Below are 15,462 nucleotides of genomic sequence, written 5' to 3' on the forward strand. Positions count from 1 at the left end.
GTCGCAGCCGGCGTGTCACCGACGATGTTCCGGTCGTGTCGCGATCGGCCACAACACTATCGGCGTCCGGGCCGTACGCAGAGGCATGCGCTCCGAATCGGAGATCCGCGAGCAGTACGAGTTCCTGTGCGAGCAGTTGGACGACGAGGAGATGAGCCATCGCGGCGTCGAGGAGCTCTTCACCCATTACAAACGGGCGCTCGGATGGGTGTTAGAGGAAGAACACATGTGATCGGTGCCGATACATGTGCGTCGGCGAACACCTGTGGCGCGCGCTCGTTAGGTTTATCAGTCGGAACGATGTACCATCACGTGACGCTTCGTCTGGAGGGCCGAAGCGTCAGCGGGGACCAACTGACAGGCCCGACGCGGCTTTTTTCCGCGTCGGGCGTGTCTCTTTCGCAAACCCGGAAACCAATTTGTCGAGCGCCAGCGCCGCGAGCAGCGAGTGACCCGTACGCCCAGTCCCTCGCGATTCGATCCGTGACCGGCCCGCGAGAATTCAGCTCGATCCGGCTCGGTTTGTCACACCTGTCACATACACTAAATGAAGTTGAGGGCGGCGGGATCGGATACGATCGCAGATTATATTTATTCGTTTGACAGAACCCAGGTCCACGAATCGAGGAACCTGGATGCGTCGAAGGCCGATTCGGCGCTTATTGTAACGGTATATTTATTTATTTACAATGGGTATGTACGAACAGTTGTATGTACGACCTCACAGGTTTCCAGCGTGACCTGCTCTACGTAATCGCCGGCTTGGACGAACCTCACGGACTGGCCATCAAGGAGGAACTCGAAGACTACTACGAAAAAGAGATCCACCACGGCCGGCTGTATCCGAACCTCGACACGCTCGTCGAGAAGGGACTGGTCGAGAAGGGGCAGCGCGACCGCCGGACGAACTACTACACGCTGACCCGTCGCGGACGGCGCGAGATCGACGCTCGGACCGAGTGGGAGTCGCAGTACGTCGATCACTGACCGGTTCTCTCCGTTCTGCCGTACAGTTGGACGTTTCTTCAACGATCCGGATACCGGGTTGATTTTATTCGCGTCGGGTGTCACACACGGGCATGAATCGCGATACGGCCACCCCCGACGTCTCTGACCTCCCGGGCGAGCGCGCGCGGGAGTGGGTCGAGTACCACCACGAGTCGGCCGCGCCGAGCACGTACGTCTACGAGTTCGTCTGGGACCGAACGGCTCCGGCCGAGGGTCCCTTCTGTACCGATGTCGACGGCAACGTCCTCCTCGATTTCACCAGCCACGTCGCCGCCGCCCCGCTCGGCTACAACAACCCGCTGATCATGGAGCCGCTCGCGGAGTTCGACCTCGTCGACCCGCTGAAGATCGCCGGACAGGACTTCTACGTCGCTGGCGGCGAATCGCCGGGCGACGGGGTGCCCGGCGCCTCGGGGCTGATGGACCGGCTCACCGATATCACGTCCCACTACGACATGGACACCGTCTTCCTCTCGAACTCCGGCGCGGAGGCGGTCGAGAACGCCATCAAGATCGCGTACGACGACTCCGGGGGCGCGAAGTACGCGATCACCTTCGACGGCGCCTTCCACGGGCGGACCCTCGGCGCGCTCTCGCTCAACCGGTCTAAATCCGTGTACCGCCGGGAGTTCCCCGAGATCAGCACCGTCCACGACGCCCCGTTCTGTGACGACCGGAACTGCACGCCCGACACCTGTTCGTGCGGGTTCTTCGTCGACGGCGTCTCCCGGCTCCGCGAGAAGCTCGACCCTGAGCGCGGACACATCGCTCCGGAGGACGTCGCCTACCTGATCATGGAGCCGATCCAAGGCGAAGGCGGGTACCGGTTCCCCTCCGACGCGTTCACGGACGAGATCGCGTCCTTGGTCGACGAGCACGACATCACCCTGATCGCCGACGAGATCCAGTCGGGCGTCGGTCGTACCGGCGAGCTGTGGGGCTCGGACCACTACGCGCTCGAACCGGACGTGATTTCGAGCGCGAAGGGGCTCCGGGTCGGCGCGACGATCTCCAGATCGGACGTGTTCCCCGAAGAGACGGGCCGGCTCTCCTCGACGTGGGGCGCGGGCGACATCATCGCCTCCGCGCAGGGCGCGCTCACGCTCGACGCGATCCGCGAGCACGGCCTGATGGACAACGCGACGGTCCGGGGCCGCCAGTTCAAAGAGACGATGCGCGACGCCGACCTCGACGGCGTCGACGACGTCCGCGGGAAGGGGCTGCTGCTCGCCCTCGAGTTCGACTCGAAAGAGCGCCGTGACGCGGTTCTCGAACGGGCGTTCGCACGGGGGCTCCTCACGCTCGCGTGCGGCTACGACGTGCTCCGGATTCTCCCGCCGCTCGACGTCACCGAACGCGAGATCGATCTCGGTTGCGAGCTGCTGACGGCCGCGATCGAGGACGCGGCCTGATCAACCCCGCCGACTGCGAGCAGATCGATCGTCCCGCTATCGCTCCGCGTACCAGTCCGCGAACTTCTCGAGGGCACGGCCGCGGTGCGAGATCGCGTTCTTCCGGTCGGTGTCCATCTCGGCGAAGGTCTCGCCGTCGTGTTCGAAGATCGGGTCGTAGCCGAACCCGCCGTCGCCGCGCGGCGCGACGATCCGGCCGGGGACGTACCCCTCGAACAGCTTGACCGGGAGGGCGTCGGCGGCCGCGGCCTCGTCCGAGTCGGCCGTCGCGTCTCCGGCACTCGCCGCGTCTCCGGGACCCGCCGCGGCGGCCGCGGTCCGCTCCCCGCGATCGACCGGGTCGGGGCTCGCCGCGAACGCGTCGCCGTCGCAGTAGCCGAGGGTACACCGGAAGGCGGCTCGGCGGTCGTCGAGGTCGTCCGCGATCTCGTGTACTCGGTCGATTCCGAGCGTCTCCTCGACGTACGCGGAGTACGGACCGGGGAACCCGCCGAGCCCCTCGATGAACAGTCCGGCGTCGTCGACGAGCACCGGACCGTCGGCGTGGTGGTACGCCTCGCGCGCGCCGCGCGCCGCGATCGGGCCGAGCTCCTCGGCCTGGATCTCCGTGTAATCGAAATCGAGCTGATCCACCGAGCCGTCCGGCAGATAGCACTCCGCCTCGCGCACCTTCCCGGGGTTCGTCGTCACGTATCTGAGCACGTTCGTCGGTGAGGGCGGCCGAAACGAATAGCCGTCGGTCGGCGGGTCGCGTGCCCGCCGACTCGACCGCCGGAATCCCGGCAGTACGTTTTTGTTGGTTCACCTACCTGTATGCGACATGGCCCTCCCGACGTTCGAGCGGATGCGGCTGGTCGGGGTCATCGCGGTCCTCTCGTTCGGGCTCACGGCGCTGTTCGCCGTCCTCCTCTCGGGGGCGCTCGAAGCGCTGATCCCCGCCACGTTCATCCTCGGGTTCTTCGTGCTCATTCCGTTGGTGCTGTTGCTCGGCGATGACTTCCCGCTCGTCGGATCCGAGGAGACAACCGAGGAGTCTGCGGTGACGACCGACGCCGACCCGCTGGAGACGCTCCGCGAGCGGTACGCGACCGGCGAGATCGGCGAGGAGGAGTTCGAGCGACGGCTCGACCGGTTGCTGGAGACCGAGGATCTGGCGGATCGGGCCGACATCGGCTCCACGGATCGACGCGACTCCGCAGACCGACGCGAGCGCGAGACGGAGTTCGAGTAGCGAACGGCGGAGCCCGGCGGTGTTCGCGTCGCCGCTCCGCCGACCCCGTCACTCGCCGCCGACCCGCGAGGGACACCCTCTTAAGAGCCCACCGTCAGGAACGGACGGACATGTTGATCGCCGGAACCGTTATCGCGGACCCCGAGACCGTCGTTCCCGACGGCGCAGTCGTCGTCGACGGCGACCGAATCACCGCGGTCGGCGACGTAGAGCCCCTCCGTGAGCAGTACCCCGACCACGAGCGGCGCGACGTCGACATCGTCGCGCCCGGGCTGATCGGCGGGCACGTGCACTCGGTGCAGTCGCTGGGGCGGGGGATCGCCGACGACGACGCCTTACTCGACTGGCTGTTCGACGCCGTGCTCCCGATGGAGGCCGCGATGGACGCCGACGCGACCCGAGCCGCGGCCGAGTTGGGATATCTGGAGTGTCTCGAGTCCGGGACGACCACGGTCGTCGACCACCTCTCCGTGAACCACGCCGCGGAGGCGTTCGAGGCCGCGATCGAGACGGGGATCCGCGCTCGTCTCGGGAAAGTGCTCATGGACAAGGATTCGCCGAACGGTCTGCTGGAGGACACCGACGCCGCCCTCGCGGAGAGCGAAGCGCTGATCCGCGAGTACCACGGCGCCGCCGACGGCCGGGTGCGGTACGCGGTCACCCCGCGGTTCGCCGTCACCTGCAGCGAGGCGTGCCTCCGCGGGTGCCGCGAGATAGCCGACCGGTACGACGGCGTGACGATCCACACCCACGCCAGCGAGAACGAAGACGAGATCGAGGCGGTCGAGGCCGACACCGGTCGCCGAAACGTCCTGTGGCTCGACGAGGTCGGGCTCACCGGCCCGGACGTGACGCTCGCCCACTGCGTGCACACCGACGAGCGCGAGCGCGAGGCCCTCGCCGAGACCGACACGGTCGTCACTCACTGCCCCTCCTCGAACATGAAACTCGCCTCCGGCATCGCGCCCGTTCACGACTACCTCGAGCGCGGGATCACGGTCGCGCTCGGCAACGACGGCCCCCCGTGTAACAACACGCTCGACCCGTTCACCGAGATGCGGCAGGCGAGTCTCCTCGGGAAGGTCGACGCCGGGGACCCGACGCGGCTCCCCGCTTCGACCGTCTTGGAGATGGCCACGACGAACGGGGCCCGCGCGGCCGGTTTCGACCGGCTCGGAACCCTCCGCGAGGGGCAGCGCGCGGACGTGATCGGGCTCACCACCGATCGCACCCGTGCCACGCCGATCCACGACCCGCTCTCGCACCTCGTCTACGCGGCCCACGGCGACGACGTCGTCTTCACGATGGTCGACGGCGAGGTCCGATACGACGACGGGGAACACGTCGGTATCGACGCCGACGCGGTCCGCGAGCGCGCCACGCGCCAGGCGAAGCGCGTGGTCGAGGAGGCGGGGATCGACGTGAGCAATGGCTGAGTGGGACGGTCTCGAAGGGAGACGAAAAGACGCGTACGGCGATACGCGTCCCTACGCGCGCTACGGGCTGGGATCCGCCACGAGCGACAGGAGCTCCTTCAAGCTCCCTATCTCGACGGTCGGTTCGACGTCGAGTGCCGTCTCGGCGTTGTGGTCGCGTCGAATAAACACGGGGTCTAATCCGGCGTTTTCGGCGGCGATCACGTCGGTTTCGCGGTCACCGACGTAGTAGCCGCCGGTCGCGTCGAGCGCGTCGAGCGCCTCGTTCAGATAGTGGGGCTCGGGCTTCCGGCGGTGGAACCCGTCGGGACCGAGGTCGCGACCGCGGACGAAGTCGAACGCGTCGAGCCGAAAGTGGTCGACGACGAACTCGACGGTCGGGTCGTAGTTGTTGCTCACGAGGCCGATAGTCACGTGATCGGACAGTCGATCGAGGGCGTCGGCGTCCGGACAGAGCCCGCGGGATCCGGCCGCGAGCCGTTCGACGCTCCGTTTCACGCTTCGGTGTTCCCGTTCCGTGTAGAACGCGGCGGGGTCGACCTCGAGCGTTTCACAGGCGCTCACGAAGGCGTCCGTGTACTCGTACGTTTCGAGCGCCGGTCGAAGGTCGTCTTCGATTTCCATCTCACGCGCTTGCAGCACGTCGTCGAGCGCGCGGCTGTGGACGATCGAATCGGTTCCGTGTCCCTCCAAGATCACGCCGTCCATGTCGAAGAGGACGACGTCGTCTGTCGGTCGATCGATGCGGGCGTCGGCGGTGGTTTGGGTCGTCATATGGCTGTGATATCCGTTCGTTCGTGGTCGTCGGTCGCTCGTCGTCTCTTCACTTCTCGGTTCGCTTCTCCGTCCGTGCTCAGTCCGGACAGTCACACGCCGACTCGTCGCTCTCTGCTTGCCCGTCACCCAGCAGTGCCCGCGTCCGGTCGTCGAGCGCCGCGAGCACGGCGCGTGCCTCGTCGCCCGCGAGCCCGTCGCTTCCGGCGGAAAGCGCCGGCTCGGTCTCCGGGTCCGGCGTCCCGACGACGACGCGCCCCACCATTCGCGACGCGTGAGGCGTACAGACGTAGTCGTAGACTCCGGGCTCGGAGAACGTCCGACCGGACGTTTCGCCCGTCTCCAAGAGCCCGGTCGACCATCCGGCGGCGTCTTCGGGAGCGCGACCGCCGATCGACACCACGTCGTGGTCGTGGTCCGGATCGTCGTTACGCCACGTCACGCGCCCCCCGACGGCGACGTGGACGAGCTGCGGGCCGAACCGGTTCGCGTGATCGCCGGGCATCGAGACGGTCGCCTCCGCGGTCGGCTCCTCGACGGCGACGTCGATCGGTTGGGTCGGGTCACCTGCTTCGTCCGGGTCTGTCCGAGCGCTCTCGTCCGTACCCACCTGATCGCCGTCGCCGGCGACGCCGAGACAGCCGCCGAGACCGGCCGATCCGGCGACGCCGGCGGCGACGAGTAGCCCCCGTCGCGTGTGGCGAGCCGTGGGAGGGTCTATGGCGGGCACGTCAGCGGACCTTCTTCCGGGCATACGCGGACACCCCCTCGCTGACGAACACGATGAGCAGTATCGCGATCAGGATCGTCGAGACCGATCGCCACTGGAAGCTGTCGATCGCCGCGAACAGAGGAACGCCGATGCCGCCGGCGCCGACGAATCCGAGGATCGTCGCGCCGCGGACGTTGATGTCCCAGCGGTAGACGGAGACCCCGACGAACGCCGGGAGTATCTGCGGCGCGATGCCGTACAACAACGTCTGGAGACCGTTCGCGCCGGTAGCGCGGACGGCCTCGACCTGTGCGAAGTCGATCTCTTCGATCTCCTCGCCGAGCAGCTTGCCGACGAAGCCGATCGAGCGGATCCCGATCGCCACCATCCCGGCGAACGCGCCGGGGCCGAAGACGACGACGAAGATCAGCGCCCAGATGATCACGTGTACCGAGCGCGAGACCGTCACGATCAGCTTGCCGAGCCAGTAGGTGAACCGATTCGGCGTCGTGTTCTCCGCGGCCATGAACGCGACCGGGAGCGAGACGATCACCGCGAGGATCGTCCCGACGACGGCGATGTGGATCGTCTCGATCAGCGGACCGACGATCGCGTCGGTGTAACCGAGGTTCGGCGGGACCATCCGCTCGAATAGGTCCGCCATCTCCCGCGGAGCCGTCGCGATGTACTGAAGGTCCATCGAGAGGTAGAGCCACGAGCCGACGGCGACCGCGGCGGCGGCCAGTCCGAGCGCGGCGCGTCCGATCCGCCGACGACGGTCGAACCGCTGCCACGTTCGGGTGTCGGATTCGGCCGCCATCACTGGACCCTCTTTCGGACGTACGCGCTCGTTATCTCGCCGACGAGCACGACCGCGATGATCGCCAGCAGAATGGTCGCGACGAAGTCGTACTCGTACCGGGAGAACGCCTGCATGAGCAGGGTGCCGATGCCGCCCGCGCCGACGATCCCGATGATCGTCGACGCGCGGATGTTGATGTCCCAGCGGTAGACTGAGAGCCCGACGAACCGCGGAACGACCTGTGGAACGACGCCGTACAGGACGGCTTGGAAGCCGCTCGCGCCGGTCGCGCGGGTCGCCTCCAGCGCGCCCATGTCGATGTCCTCTAAATCCTCCGCGAGCAGCTTCGAGAAGAAGCCGACCGTCTTGAAGGAGATGGCGATGATGCCGGCGAGCGGGCCGAGGCCGACCGCCTTCACCGCGATGATGGCGACGATGAGGCCGTCGACTGCCCGCGAAACGCTAATCAGTCCGCGATTGAGCGCGTACACCGGCTTCGGAACGAGGTTTTCCGCCGCGCCGAACGCGATGGGAACCGAGACCGCGATTCCGGTGACGGTCGCCACCATCGCCATCGCGATGCTCTCGAACATCATCCGCTGCGTTCGGTCGAGCGCCGCCTGACTGGTGTCCGGCGGGGCCATCGACTGGACGAGCGCGGCGCCGTACCCCGCGCCGGCGGTGATCCGCCCGATCGTCATCCCCTGAAGCAGGGCCGCGACCGACCAGAGGACGAACCCGCCGGCGACGACGTAGATACCGTATTTCACGTACCGGTTGTAAAACGACGTCGGCCGACTCCACTCTGTATCAGTGCCGCCGATGTCCGTCGTCGGCTGTTCCGTCGCCATCTCAGTCCTCCGCGACCGGCGTTCCGGTTTCCGGTCGGCTCGGTGAGTCGAGCGGTCCGTCGTCGTCGCTCGGAGCCGCCGCAGTCGGCTTCGCACCGCCGTGCAGTTCGGCGGGCGTCGCGCCTCGGTAGATCACGTCGCGGGCGCCGTCGTCGAGCGCCGACGCGTCGTCGTCGAAGACGAGTTCGCCGTCGTGGAGCCCGAGTATCCGGTCGGCGTACTCGACGGCCAAATCCACCTCGTGGATGTTGATGAGGACGGGGATGTCCTCCTCGGCGGCGATGTCGACGAGGAGGTCCATCACCGCGTGGGAGGTGTCCGGGTCGAGGCTGCTCGTCGGCTCGTCGGCCAGCAGGATCTTCGGATTCTGGATGACGGCGCGGGCGATGCCGACTCGCTGGCGCTGGCCGCCCGAGAGCTCGTTGGCCCGCTTGTTCTCCATGTCCGCGAGGCCGACCGTGTCGAGGATCTCGTACGCGCGAGCGACGTCTTCGCTCGGGAAGTTCCGCCGGAACGCCTGCCAGTTGGAGACGTAGCCGAGCCGCCCCGAGAGGACGTTCTCCATCACGGTGAGCCGCTCGACGAGGTTGTACTCCTGGAACACCATCCCGATGTCTCGGCGGGCGGCGCGGAGGTCGTCGTCGCTCAGCGTCGTCAGCTCCGTGTCGTCGAGCCGTACCTCGCCCTCGGTCGGCTCGGTGAGCCGGTTGATACACCTGATAAACGTCGACTTACCGGCCCCGCTCGGGCCGATCATCGCGACGATCTCGTTCCCCTCGATCTGCGTCGAGACGTCCTTCAACGCCTCGTCGCCGGTCGGGTACACCTTTCGTAGGTCCGTTGTGGTGAGCATGAATGGGTGATAGCGTGTGTGGCGGCGCTTACAGCGCGCCCTGCTCGTATTCGACGCCGTTGAACTGCTGGATCACCATGATCTCGTGCCAGTGGTTCTTGTAATCGACCGGCACGTACGTCGGGTAGTTCGCCTCCGCGAAGCTCGTCCCCTCCCAGTCCGTTTCGAGGAACGTCCGCTCCATCCCCTCGATGATGTCGGGTTCGAGGTTGTACCGGTACGCGATGGGACCGGACGGGAACGGGTCGGACGCCCAGACGATCTTGAAGTCGTCGTACTCGATGTCGTCGACCGCCTCGACGGTGTTCTCCCAACAGGAGCTACACAGCGGGCCGGCGTCGAAGTCGCCGTACGCGATGCCGCGGGCGACCTGCTCGTGGCCGCCGGCGAACTCGGGCTCGTAGTTCTCGCCACGCGTTACGCCGAATATCTCGTCGAACAGTGCCGAGGGGGCCTGATTGCCGGAGTTGGAGCTCTCTTCGGTGTGCGCGACGCGCACGTCGGTGAAGTCCTCGACGCTCTGGATGTCGTCGCTGTTCGCGTGCGTTCCTGCGAGGAGCCGGTAACCGAACTGACCGTCCGCCTCGTGGCCGACCGCGAACGGAACCGCACCGGCGAGGTTGACGCCGAACGGCGTGTTGCCCGTCGCGTAGTTCGCGATGTGGATGCGCTCCGACCGCATCCCCTCGACGACCGCCGCGTAGCTGTCGATCGCGCGGAACTCGACCGGTCGGCCGGTTTCCTCTTCGAGCTTCTCCAGCATCGGCAGCAGCTGCTCGCGGTAGGCGGACTCGCTGTCCTCGCGCGGCAGTTCGGCGTAGACGATGGGATCGGGATCGATCCGGTCGTCCGGGTCGTCGGGGTTCTCTCGCACGTCGTTGCCGTAGACCGCGTCCTCGCGCCCTCGGTTCGCCATGTTCTCGAGGTCCAACTGCGAGCCCCGAATGTAGTTGTTCTCGACGATGTGGCTGCCGAGGTAGTTGTTGTTCATCCAGTCGGGGTCCTCGGGAGCGAAGTCGTCGGAGAGCATCGGGTCGCCCGGCTCGCCGCCGTTTTCGCCGTCGCCGTCGTCTCCGGAGCCGCCGAGACCCGCCCCGGCCTCGCCATCTCCCCCATCCCCTCCGTCGTCCTCACTGCCGGTACAACCCGCGAGGCCGGCGATTCCGACTGCGCCGCCGGCGAGAATGAATGTTCGCCGCGAACTTGTGCCCGTCCGATTGCCCGTGTGGTCCACCATTGCAGTTGTATGACTCCCATATCGGCGTAAGAAGGCTGCTATGAGCCGTATGTCGGTGTATTGGGTGGTGAGTCCTACTCCGTGTCGGTCCGGTTGAATCGATGCCGGAACCGACCACTCGTGACTCCTCAATACCGGTATATATCGCTCGTGAGGCCTGCTACCCTCGAAAAAGCTAACTTTCCACCCGCCGTTCCGTCGGTCGTGCTCGATCGCCTCAGACGACGGACGCCGGACCCTCCGGGATTCGATCCGAGTCGGGTCCCGGACGCACCGCGGGAGACCGCCGTCGAGACGGCGAACGGGCCGTTCTCGTGCCACGCCGTGACGTCGCCAGACGGGCGATGGACGCTCGCGTACGGTCGCCGCGCCGACGGCGGTGAATCACGCGTCTTCCGACTCCGCGACGGCGACATCGACACCCATTTTCAGTCGGCTCATCCCGCGGCCGGCGCGGTCGCGAACGACGGGACGGTCGCCGTCGTCGAGCGAGGGGAGTCGAACACCACGACATCACGCGTTCGCGCGTTCGTCGACGGTACCGAGACGCTCGATCTAACGCTCGACGCCACGGTGACGGATGTGGTCGCGAGTCCGTCCGGCGAGCTGGTCGCGGTCGCCACGCGACGGCCTGACGCCAGCGTCCACGCGTACGACACCCGGACCGGTGAATCGACGTGGACGGTGACGCCGCGGCGAGCGACACCGCGACTGCTCGGGATCCACGGCGTCGACGAGCCGCTGGTGTACGTCTCCCGAGAGACGCGGCGCGATCCGTACCTCGCAGTGGATCCGAGCGGCGAGGTCGCGTGGGGGAACGAGCGGTACCAATCCACGCGCCCGCTCACCGAGCGCGTCCGCTCGTTCGTCTCGCGGGACTGATCGGTACGACACGATAGCTCGGCCACGTCAACCGCTTCGCCAGGCTCTCCGTCGTTGGCGATGATCGTCACAGGTGCGGCTCAGCTCGATCCGATCGGTGGGCACGGCTTCGATCGACACTTCGCCCACCGGAGTGCGGCGTCGTCGTCGTTGAACACTTCGGTGTCGATTCCCTCGATGTCGATCGTCCGCTTGAGGTAGCGGCGCTTCGAGCGCTCGCCGACGACGGCGAACCGGTCCACGCCGCGGGCGACGGCGAGCTGGGCGGACTCGCGCAGCGCCCGCCGACCGGCGTCGGAACAGGGACGGCTCGTCCGCACGACGATCACGACGGCGTCGACCGCGCGTTCGGTGATAACGGCCCGCCACCGATCGAGCAGCGCCTCGCCGTCGGCGGGGCTGAGCCCCGTCCCGTGTGGGAACTCGACGACCAACACCTCATCGTCGGTCCGCAGCGACCAGCGCTCGCTCGGTTGCATGTCACGTCTTCTCACTTGTCGGATGATAAATGCACCCTCCAAATTATCTATTCTGATTTCGTCACACAGAACGGGACGACGTAAGATGCAGTGAGAACATCCGAAACGATGGCCCGGGCGATTTCCGAATCGGGTTGCGATCGAGTATCGATCTCGAGAGCTACCGTCTCGTATCGACGTCGCTAGCCGATTCCTCGCCTTTCACCGCCTCGATTACCGCTTCCGCGAGCGTCTCGAACTCGGCGTCGTCCGGGACCACGTCGATGTCGATCCCGTGTTCGGCAGCCGTCTCCGCGGTCGGCGCACCGATCGCACCGACGACCGCGTCGTTCAATCCCGCGAGCGCTGCATCCCGAATTCCTCGTTCTTCGGCGGCGTCGAGGAAGTGGGCGACCGTGAGCGACGAGGTGAAGGCGGCGGCGTCGAGCGCGCCCGCCGCGGCCAGCTCGGCTGACTCCCCTGCGTCCTCCGGGCGTGTCAGGCGGTACAACACGGTCTCGTTCACTCTCGCCCCCGCCGCTCGGAGCCCGTCCAAGAGCACGTCACTGCCGTGGTCCGAGCGAGCGACCTCGACACGCTCGCCGTCGACCCGGCCTTCGAGGGCCGCGACGAGCCCCGCGGAGGTGTACTCGTCGGGGACGACGTCGACACTCCAGCCGGCGTCGCGGGCGGCGTCCGCCGTCGCTGGCCCGATCGCGACGAGCGTCGCGTCGCCCGGCTCCCATCCCGCTTCGGCCGCGAGTTCGACGCCCGTCTTGCTCGTGAGGACGACGTACGGGGCGTCCGCGGGGATCGCACCCGTCGGTTCGACCGCGAGCATCGGATCCGGTACGGGATCGGCACCGAGCGATTCCAGCAGCGCAACGGCGTCGTCGATCCGCTCGTCGTCCGGGCGGAAGACGGCGATGCGGGGGGTATCTCCCTCGGCGTCGATATCGCCGTCGCGGTCGGTGTCGCCGCTGGTACCGACACCGCTACCGCCGTCGCTCACGCGATGTCACCCCCGGTCTCGTCGTCGGGAGAGTGGTTGCTTCCACCCTCCTCCGCACCGCCTTCCGCATCGCCCGCGCTCCGCACGGGAGCCGATCCGGCGTTTTCGAGGAACGCGACGACTCGCGCTCTGGTCGCTGCCACGTCGCCGATCACGGTGATCGCGGGCGGTTCGATCCCCTCCTCGTCGCGGACGTCGACGATGGTATCGAGCGTACCCGTCGCGACGCGCATGTCCGGCCACGTCGCGCGTTCGACCAGCGCGACCGGGGTGTCGCCGTCGAGCCCGGCCTCCCGGAGCGCGGCGGTGTACCCCGGGAGCTTCCCGACGCCCATCAGCACGACGATGGTCCCGCCGGTCGCCGCGAGCGCCTCCCAGTCGACGGCCGACTCGTCTTTGGTCGGGTCTTCGTGGCCCGTGACGAAGGAGACGGAAGAGGCGTGATCGCGGTGGGTGACGGGGATCCCGGCGACCGCGGGTCCCGCGATGGCCGAGGTGACCCCCGGAACGACCTCGAAGGGGATCCCCGCGTCCGCGAGGTGCTCGGCCTCCTCGCCGCCGCGACCGAAGACGAACGGGTCGCCGCCCTTCAGCCGGACGACCGACTTCCCCTCGCTCGCCAGTTCGACCAGTCGACGGTTCGTGTACTCCTGCGGGGTCCACTCGCCGCCGGCGCGCTTCCCCACGTCCTCGCGTTTCGCCTCCGGGATCCGCCCGAGTATCTCCGGGCCGGGGAGCTTGTCGTGGAGCACTACGTCGGCCGCGTCGAGGAGCCGCGCCGCCTTCACGGTCAGGAGGTCGGGGTCGCCCGGGCCGGAACCGACGAGGTACACCTTCCCCACGTCGTCGTCGCGCTCGCGGGTGGGAGGGGTATCGGCGGTCCCGTGCGCGTCCGCCGCGCCGCGGTCACTCATCGTCTCCCGTCCCCTCACGCGTCGGTTCGGCGTCTCGCTCCGTCTCCGCTCGTGCGGCCGCGATCAGGTCCGCCGCGCCCCGGTCTGCCAGGTCTGCCGCGAACGCCTCGGCCGCCTTGGCGTGGGACCGGATCGGGAGGTCGCGAGTGCCGGCCACCTCCTCGGTGCCGTCCGTCGAGAGCACGCGAACCCGTGTGTGGACGTGCTCGCCCTGGACCAGCGCCGAGACGCCGATCGGGGCGACGCAGCCGCCGTTGAGTTCGCCGAGAATTGTCCGCTCGACGGTGACCGCGACGCGGGTCCGCGGGTGATCGATCGCAGAGCGAACCGTCTCGATCACGTCGGGGTCGGTCGCGGTGACCGCGATCGCGCCCTGTCCCGCGGCGGGAACGAACTCCTCGCGCGGGAGCCGAGTCGTCTCGACCTGATAAAAGAGGTCCGAGCGCCGGAGGCCCGCCTCCGCGAGGACGATGGCGTCGTACTCCGTTTCCACCTTGCGCTCCATCGCGGCCCGCTCCAAGTCCGAGAGCGAGTCGAACCACTCCTCGACCGTTCGGTCGAACTCCTCGTCGATTTCGGTTCCGTCGCCCGCGTCCTCCCCGTCGTCTTCGTCGTCGCTGAGCGCGTCCCAGTTCGGCTCGTCGTCGCCGTTCTCTCCGCTCCCGTCGCCGCTTCCACCCTCCTCCGCCGTCTCCGCGCTGGCCTCGCCCGAGGCGATCAGTCGTCGTTCGTGCTCCGCCTGCAGCCGCGGCGCGAGCAGTTTTTCCAGTCGGGTATCGACGTTGCCACGGAGCGGTTCGACGACGAGATCCGGTCGCGCCGCCTTGATCTGGGCGGTCCGCCGGAGCGAGCCCGTGCCGATCACCGACCCGGCCGGGAGGTCCTCGATCCCGAGTCCGTCGGGGTGCACGAGCACGTCGCCGGAGGGAGCGCGCTCGGGGACGCCGGCGACGGCCATATCGTCCATGCCCTCGGTCGGAACGTCCTTCAGCGAGTGGACGGCGAGGTCGGCGTCACCGGCCAACACCTCTTCGTCGAGCGCGCGCACGAACGCGCCGGTCTTGCCGAGGCGGTGGATCAGTTCGTCGGGGATCTGGTCGCCGCGGGTCTCGACGTGCCGGAGTTCGACGTCAAGTCGCCGGCTCGATAAGGCGTCGCGGACGGTTCCGGCCTGTCGGAGTGCCAGGTCGGAGCCGCGAGTGGCGAGCCTAAGGGTCTCGGTCATACCCGACGTGAGGTCCCCCGCGTTCAAAAGGGCATTAGTTCGGCCGTGCTACCGGAGCGCGGACGGGGAGATGCGAGTGAGCGCGTATGAAAGTAGTCGGCGCGTGCCTCCGAGCGCCCTGACAAGGGCGCGAGGAGGGAGAGACCTTTGGTCTCTCTGACAGCCGGCGGCTCCGCCACCGGCGACGAGGTTGGGGAGGCGTGAGGCTGCGGTCGTTGCGCGGGGCTTTGGCGGTGTTCACCGCCACTCTACCGCCGACTACTTATAAGCGAGCAGCCGGGAAGTTGAATGCGGCTACTGCGATAGCAACGAGTGATAGCCGATATTCGAGGCGTCGATGTGCACGAATAACACTATCACGAGCCCGAAACGGTCTGAGCCTCGCTGACAGTGAGAGAGTACATTTCGTGTGTTCTTCGAGGTCATTGCGGGCTGAGTCGGATACTCAGTCCGACGAATTATTTGGGGTGAGAGTAGGTTTCGTGTGTTCTTGAGACAGCTACGTGGCACAGCGGATACCGTAGACCCGCAAGCTGCTCAGAATGAGAGAGTAGGTTTCGTGTGTTCTTGAGAAACCAGCGTAGCAAATCGAGTGTATGTAGGCTGGTCACAAGAGATACGCTGTGACGTAGAAACATATGAAACTCACGAACAG

17 protein-coding genes are annotated in these 15,462 nt (G+C 67.2%); 6 read left to right on the forward strand and 11 right to left on the reverse strand.

Annotation, left to right across the window (positions count from 1 at the left end):
- The first annotated feature begins 85 nt into the window (after nt 1-85).
- From ACNSN4_RS11480 to ACNSN4_RS11490, 3 genes are all read left to right on the forward strand, one after another.
- Entirely contained in the window at nt 86-232 is a 147-nt protein-coding gene (locus ACNSN4_RS11480; protein ID WP_418285953.1) for a DUF8555 family protein, read from the forward strand.
- Between the two features lie 479 nt (nt 233-711).
- Entirely contained in the window at nt 712-987 is a 276-nt protein-coding gene (locus ACNSN4_RS11485) for a PadR family transcriptional regulator (protein WP_050026987.1), read from the forward strand.
- A gap of 92 nt (nt 988-1,079) precedes the next feature.
- Nucleotides 1,080-2,420, forward strand: coding sequence for an aminotransferase class III-fold pyridoxal phosphate-dependent enzyme (locus ACNSN4_RS11490; protein ID WP_418285954.1), 1,341 nt, complete (start codon nt 1,080-1,082; stop codon nt 2,418-2,420).
- 36 nt (nt 2,421-2,456) lie between these two features.
- On the opposite strand, the gene ACNSN4_RS11495 is transcribed toward ACNSN4_RS11490, so the two are convergent.
- Nucleotides 2,457-3,122: a non-canonical purine NTP pyrophosphatase gene (locus ACNSN4_RS11495; protein ID WP_418285955.1), complete on the reverse strand. Its 666-nt coding sequence runs from the start codon at nt 3,120-3,122 to the stop codon at nt 2,457-2,459.
- A 118-nt stretch (nt 3,123-3,240) separates the two neighbouring features.
- Between ACNSN4_RS11495 and ACNSN4_RS11500 the strand changes: the two genes are divergently transcribed.
- The gene (locus ACNSN4_RS11500; RefSeq protein WP_418285956.1) at nt 3,241-3,651 is read left to right on the forward strand and encodes an SHOCT domain-containing protein; all 411 of its coding nucleotides are present in this window, start codon (nt 3,241-3,243) and stop codon (nt 3,649-3,651) included.
- 110 nt (nt 3,652-3,761) lie between these two features.
- Nucleotides 3,762-5,087 carry a 5'-deoxyadenosine deaminase gene (locus ACNSN4_RS11505; RefSeq protein WP_418285957.1) on the forward strand — a complete coding sequence of 442 codons (1,326 nt, stop codon included), beginning with the start codon at nt 3,762-3,764 and terminating at the stop codon, nt 5,085-5,087.
- A 60-nt stretch (nt 5,088-5,147) separates the two neighbouring features.
- On the opposite strand, the gene ACNSN4_RS11510 is transcribed toward ACNSN4_RS11505, so the two are convergent.
- The 6 genes from ACNSN4_RS11510 to phnD form a co-directional block, all read right to left on the reverse strand.
- Nucleotides 5,148-5,861 carry an HAD family hydrolase gene (locus ACNSN4_RS11510; protein ID WP_418285958.1) on the reverse strand — a complete coding sequence of 238 codons (714 nt, stop codon included), beginning with the start codon at nt 5,859-5,861 and terminating at the stop codon, nt 5,148-5,150.
- 79 nt (nt 5,862-5,940) lie between these two features.
- Nucleotides 5,941-6,615: a cupredoxin domain-containing protein gene (locus tag ACNSN4_RS11515; RefSeq protein WP_418285959.1), complete on the reverse strand. Its 675-nt coding sequence runs from the start codon at nt 6,613-6,615 to the stop codon at nt 5,941-5,943.
- Nucleotides 6,593-7,393, reverse strand: coding sequence for a phosphonate ABC transporter, permease protein PhnE (gene phnE / locus ACNSN4_RS11520; RefSeq protein WP_418285960.1), 801 nt, complete (start codon nt 7,391-7,393; stop codon nt 6,593-6,595). Before phnE (ACNSN4_RS11520) ends, ACNSN4_RS11515 begins: the two co-directional genes overlap by 23 nt.
- A complete protein-coding gene (gene phnE / locus ACNSN4_RS11525) occupies nt 7,393-8,226 on the reverse strand; it encodes a phosphonate ABC transporter, permease protein PhnE (RefSeq protein WP_418285961.1) in 834 nt (277 codons plus the stop codon). The genes phnE (ACNSN4_RS11520) and phnE (ACNSN4_RS11525) overlap by 1 nt, the downstream gene beginning before the upstream one ends.
- A 1-nt stretch (nt 8,227) precedes the next feature.
- Nucleotides 8,228-9,079: a phosphonate ABC transporter ATP-binding protein gene (gene phnC / locus ACNSN4_RS11530; RefSeq protein WP_418285962.1), complete on the reverse strand. Its 852-nt coding sequence runs from the start codon at nt 9,077-9,079 to the stop codon at nt 8,228-8,230.
- Between the two features lie 28 nt (nt 9,080-9,107).
- Nucleotides 9,108-10,316: a phosphate/phosphite/phosphonate ABC transporter substrate-binding protein gene (gene phnD / locus ACNSN4_RS11535; protein WP_418285963.1), complete on the reverse strand. Its 1,209-nt coding sequence runs from the start codon at nt 10,314-10,316 to the stop codon at nt 9,108-9,110.
- Between the two features lie 204 nt (nt 10,317-10,520).
- Here phnD and ACNSN4_RS11540 point away from each other — a divergent pair, with 204 nt between their 5' ends.
- On the forward strand, nt 10,521-11,198 hold the full coding sequence (locus tag ACNSN4_RS11540) for a hypothetical protein (protein WP_418285964.1): 678 nt from the start codon (nt 10,521-10,523) through the stop codon (nt 11,196-11,198).
- An 80-nt stretch (nt 11,199-11,278) separates the two neighbouring features.
- Here ACNSN4_RS11540 and ACNSN4_RS11545 read toward each other — a convergent pair whose 3' ends face one another.
- The 4 genes from ACNSN4_RS11545 to hemC form a co-directional block, all read right to left on the reverse strand.
- Nucleotides 11,279-11,677 (reverse strand): hypothetical protein, encoded by a 399-nt coding sequence (locus ACNSN4_RS11545; RefSeq protein ID WP_418285965.1) that lies wholly within the window; start codon nt 11,675-11,677, stop codon nt 11,279-11,281.
- Nucleotides 11,678-11,837: 160 nt separating this feature from the next.
- On the reverse strand, nt 11,838-12,611 hold the full coding sequence (locus ACNSN4_RS11550; RefSeq protein ID WP_418286365.1) for a uroporphyrinogen-III synthase: 774 nt from the start codon (nt 12,609-12,611) through the stop codon (nt 11,838-11,840).
- Nucleotides 12,612-12,664: 53 nt separating this feature from the next.
- On the reverse strand, nt 12,665-13,582 hold the full coding sequence (gene cobA / locus ACNSN4_RS11555; RefSeq protein WP_418285966.1) for a uroporphyrinogen-III C-methyltransferase: 918 nt from the start codon (nt 13,580-13,582) through the stop codon (nt 12,665-12,667).
- Nucleotides 13,575-14,807: a hydroxymethylbilane synthase gene (gene hemC / locus ACNSN4_RS11560; protein WP_418285967.1), complete on the reverse strand. Its 1,233-nt coding sequence runs from the start codon at nt 14,805-14,807 to the stop codon at nt 13,575-13,577. The genes cobA and hemC overlap by 8 nt, the downstream gene beginning before the upstream one ends.
- Nucleotides 14,808-15,462 lie beyond the last annotated feature (655 nt).

Source organism: Halorubrum marinum, assembly GCF_048381195.1.
GTDB lineage: Archaea > Halobacteriota > Halobacteria > Halobacteriales > Haloferacaceae > Halorubrum.

Excerpts from the sequence above, each read along its gene's own strand:
- ACNSN4_RS11490 (WP_418285954.1), top strand. The coding sequence starts at position 1,080 with ATGAATCGCGATACGGCCACCCCCGACGTCTCTGACCTCCCGGGCGAG.
- ACNSN4_RS11500 (WP_418285956.1), top strand. The coding sequence starts at position 3,241 with ATGGCCCTCCCGACGTTCGAGCGGATGCGGCTGGTCGGGGTCATCGCG.
- phnE (WP_418285961.1), bottom strand. The coding sequence starts at position 8,226 with ATGGCGACGGAACAGCCGACGACGGACATCGGCGGCACTGATACAGAG.
- ACNSN4_RS11505 (WP_418285957.1), top strand. The coding sequence starts at position 3,762 with ATGTTGATCGCCGGAACCGTTATCGCGGACCCCGAGACCGTCGTTCCC.
- phnE (WP_418285960.1), bottom strand. The coding sequence starts at position 7,393 with ATGGCGGCCGAATCCGACACCCGAACGTGGCAGCGGTTCGACCGTCGT.
- phnD (WP_418285963.1), bottom strand. The coding sequence starts at position 10,316 with ATGGTGGACCACACGGGCAATCGGACGGGCACAAGTTCGCGGCGAACA.
- hemC (WP_418285967.1), bottom strand. The coding sequence starts at position 14,807 with ATGACCGAGACCCTTAGGCTCGCCACTCGCGGCTCCGACCTGGCACTC.
- phnC (WP_418285962.1), bottom strand. The coding sequence starts at position 9,079 with ATGCTCACCACAACGGACCTACGAAAGGTGTACCCGACCGGCGACGAG.
- ACNSN4_RS11480 (WP_418285953.1), top strand. The coding sequence starts at position 86 with ATGCGCTCCGAATCGGAGATCCGCGAGCAGTACGAGTTCCTGTGCGAG.
- ACNSN4_RS11510 (WP_418285958.1), bottom strand. The coding sequence starts at position 5,861 with ATGACGACCCAAACCACCGCCGACGCCCGCATCGATCGACCGACAGAC.
- ACNSN4_RS11545 (WP_418285965.1), bottom strand. The coding sequence starts at position 11,677 with ATGCAACCGAGCGAGCGCTGGTCGCTGCGGACCGACGATGAGGTGTTG.
- cobA (WP_418285966.1), bottom strand. The coding sequence starts at position 13,582 with ATGAGTGACCGCGGCGCGGCGGACGCGCACGGGACCGCCGATACCCCT.
- ACNSN4_RS11515 (WP_418285959.1), bottom strand. The coding sequence starts at position 6,615 with ATGCCCGGAAGAAGGTCCGCTGACGTGCCCGCCATAGACCCTCCCACG.
- ACNSN4_RS11485 (WP_050026987.1), top strand. The coding sequence starts at position 712 with ATGTACGACCTCACAGGTTTCCAGCGTGACCTGCTCTACGTAATCGCC.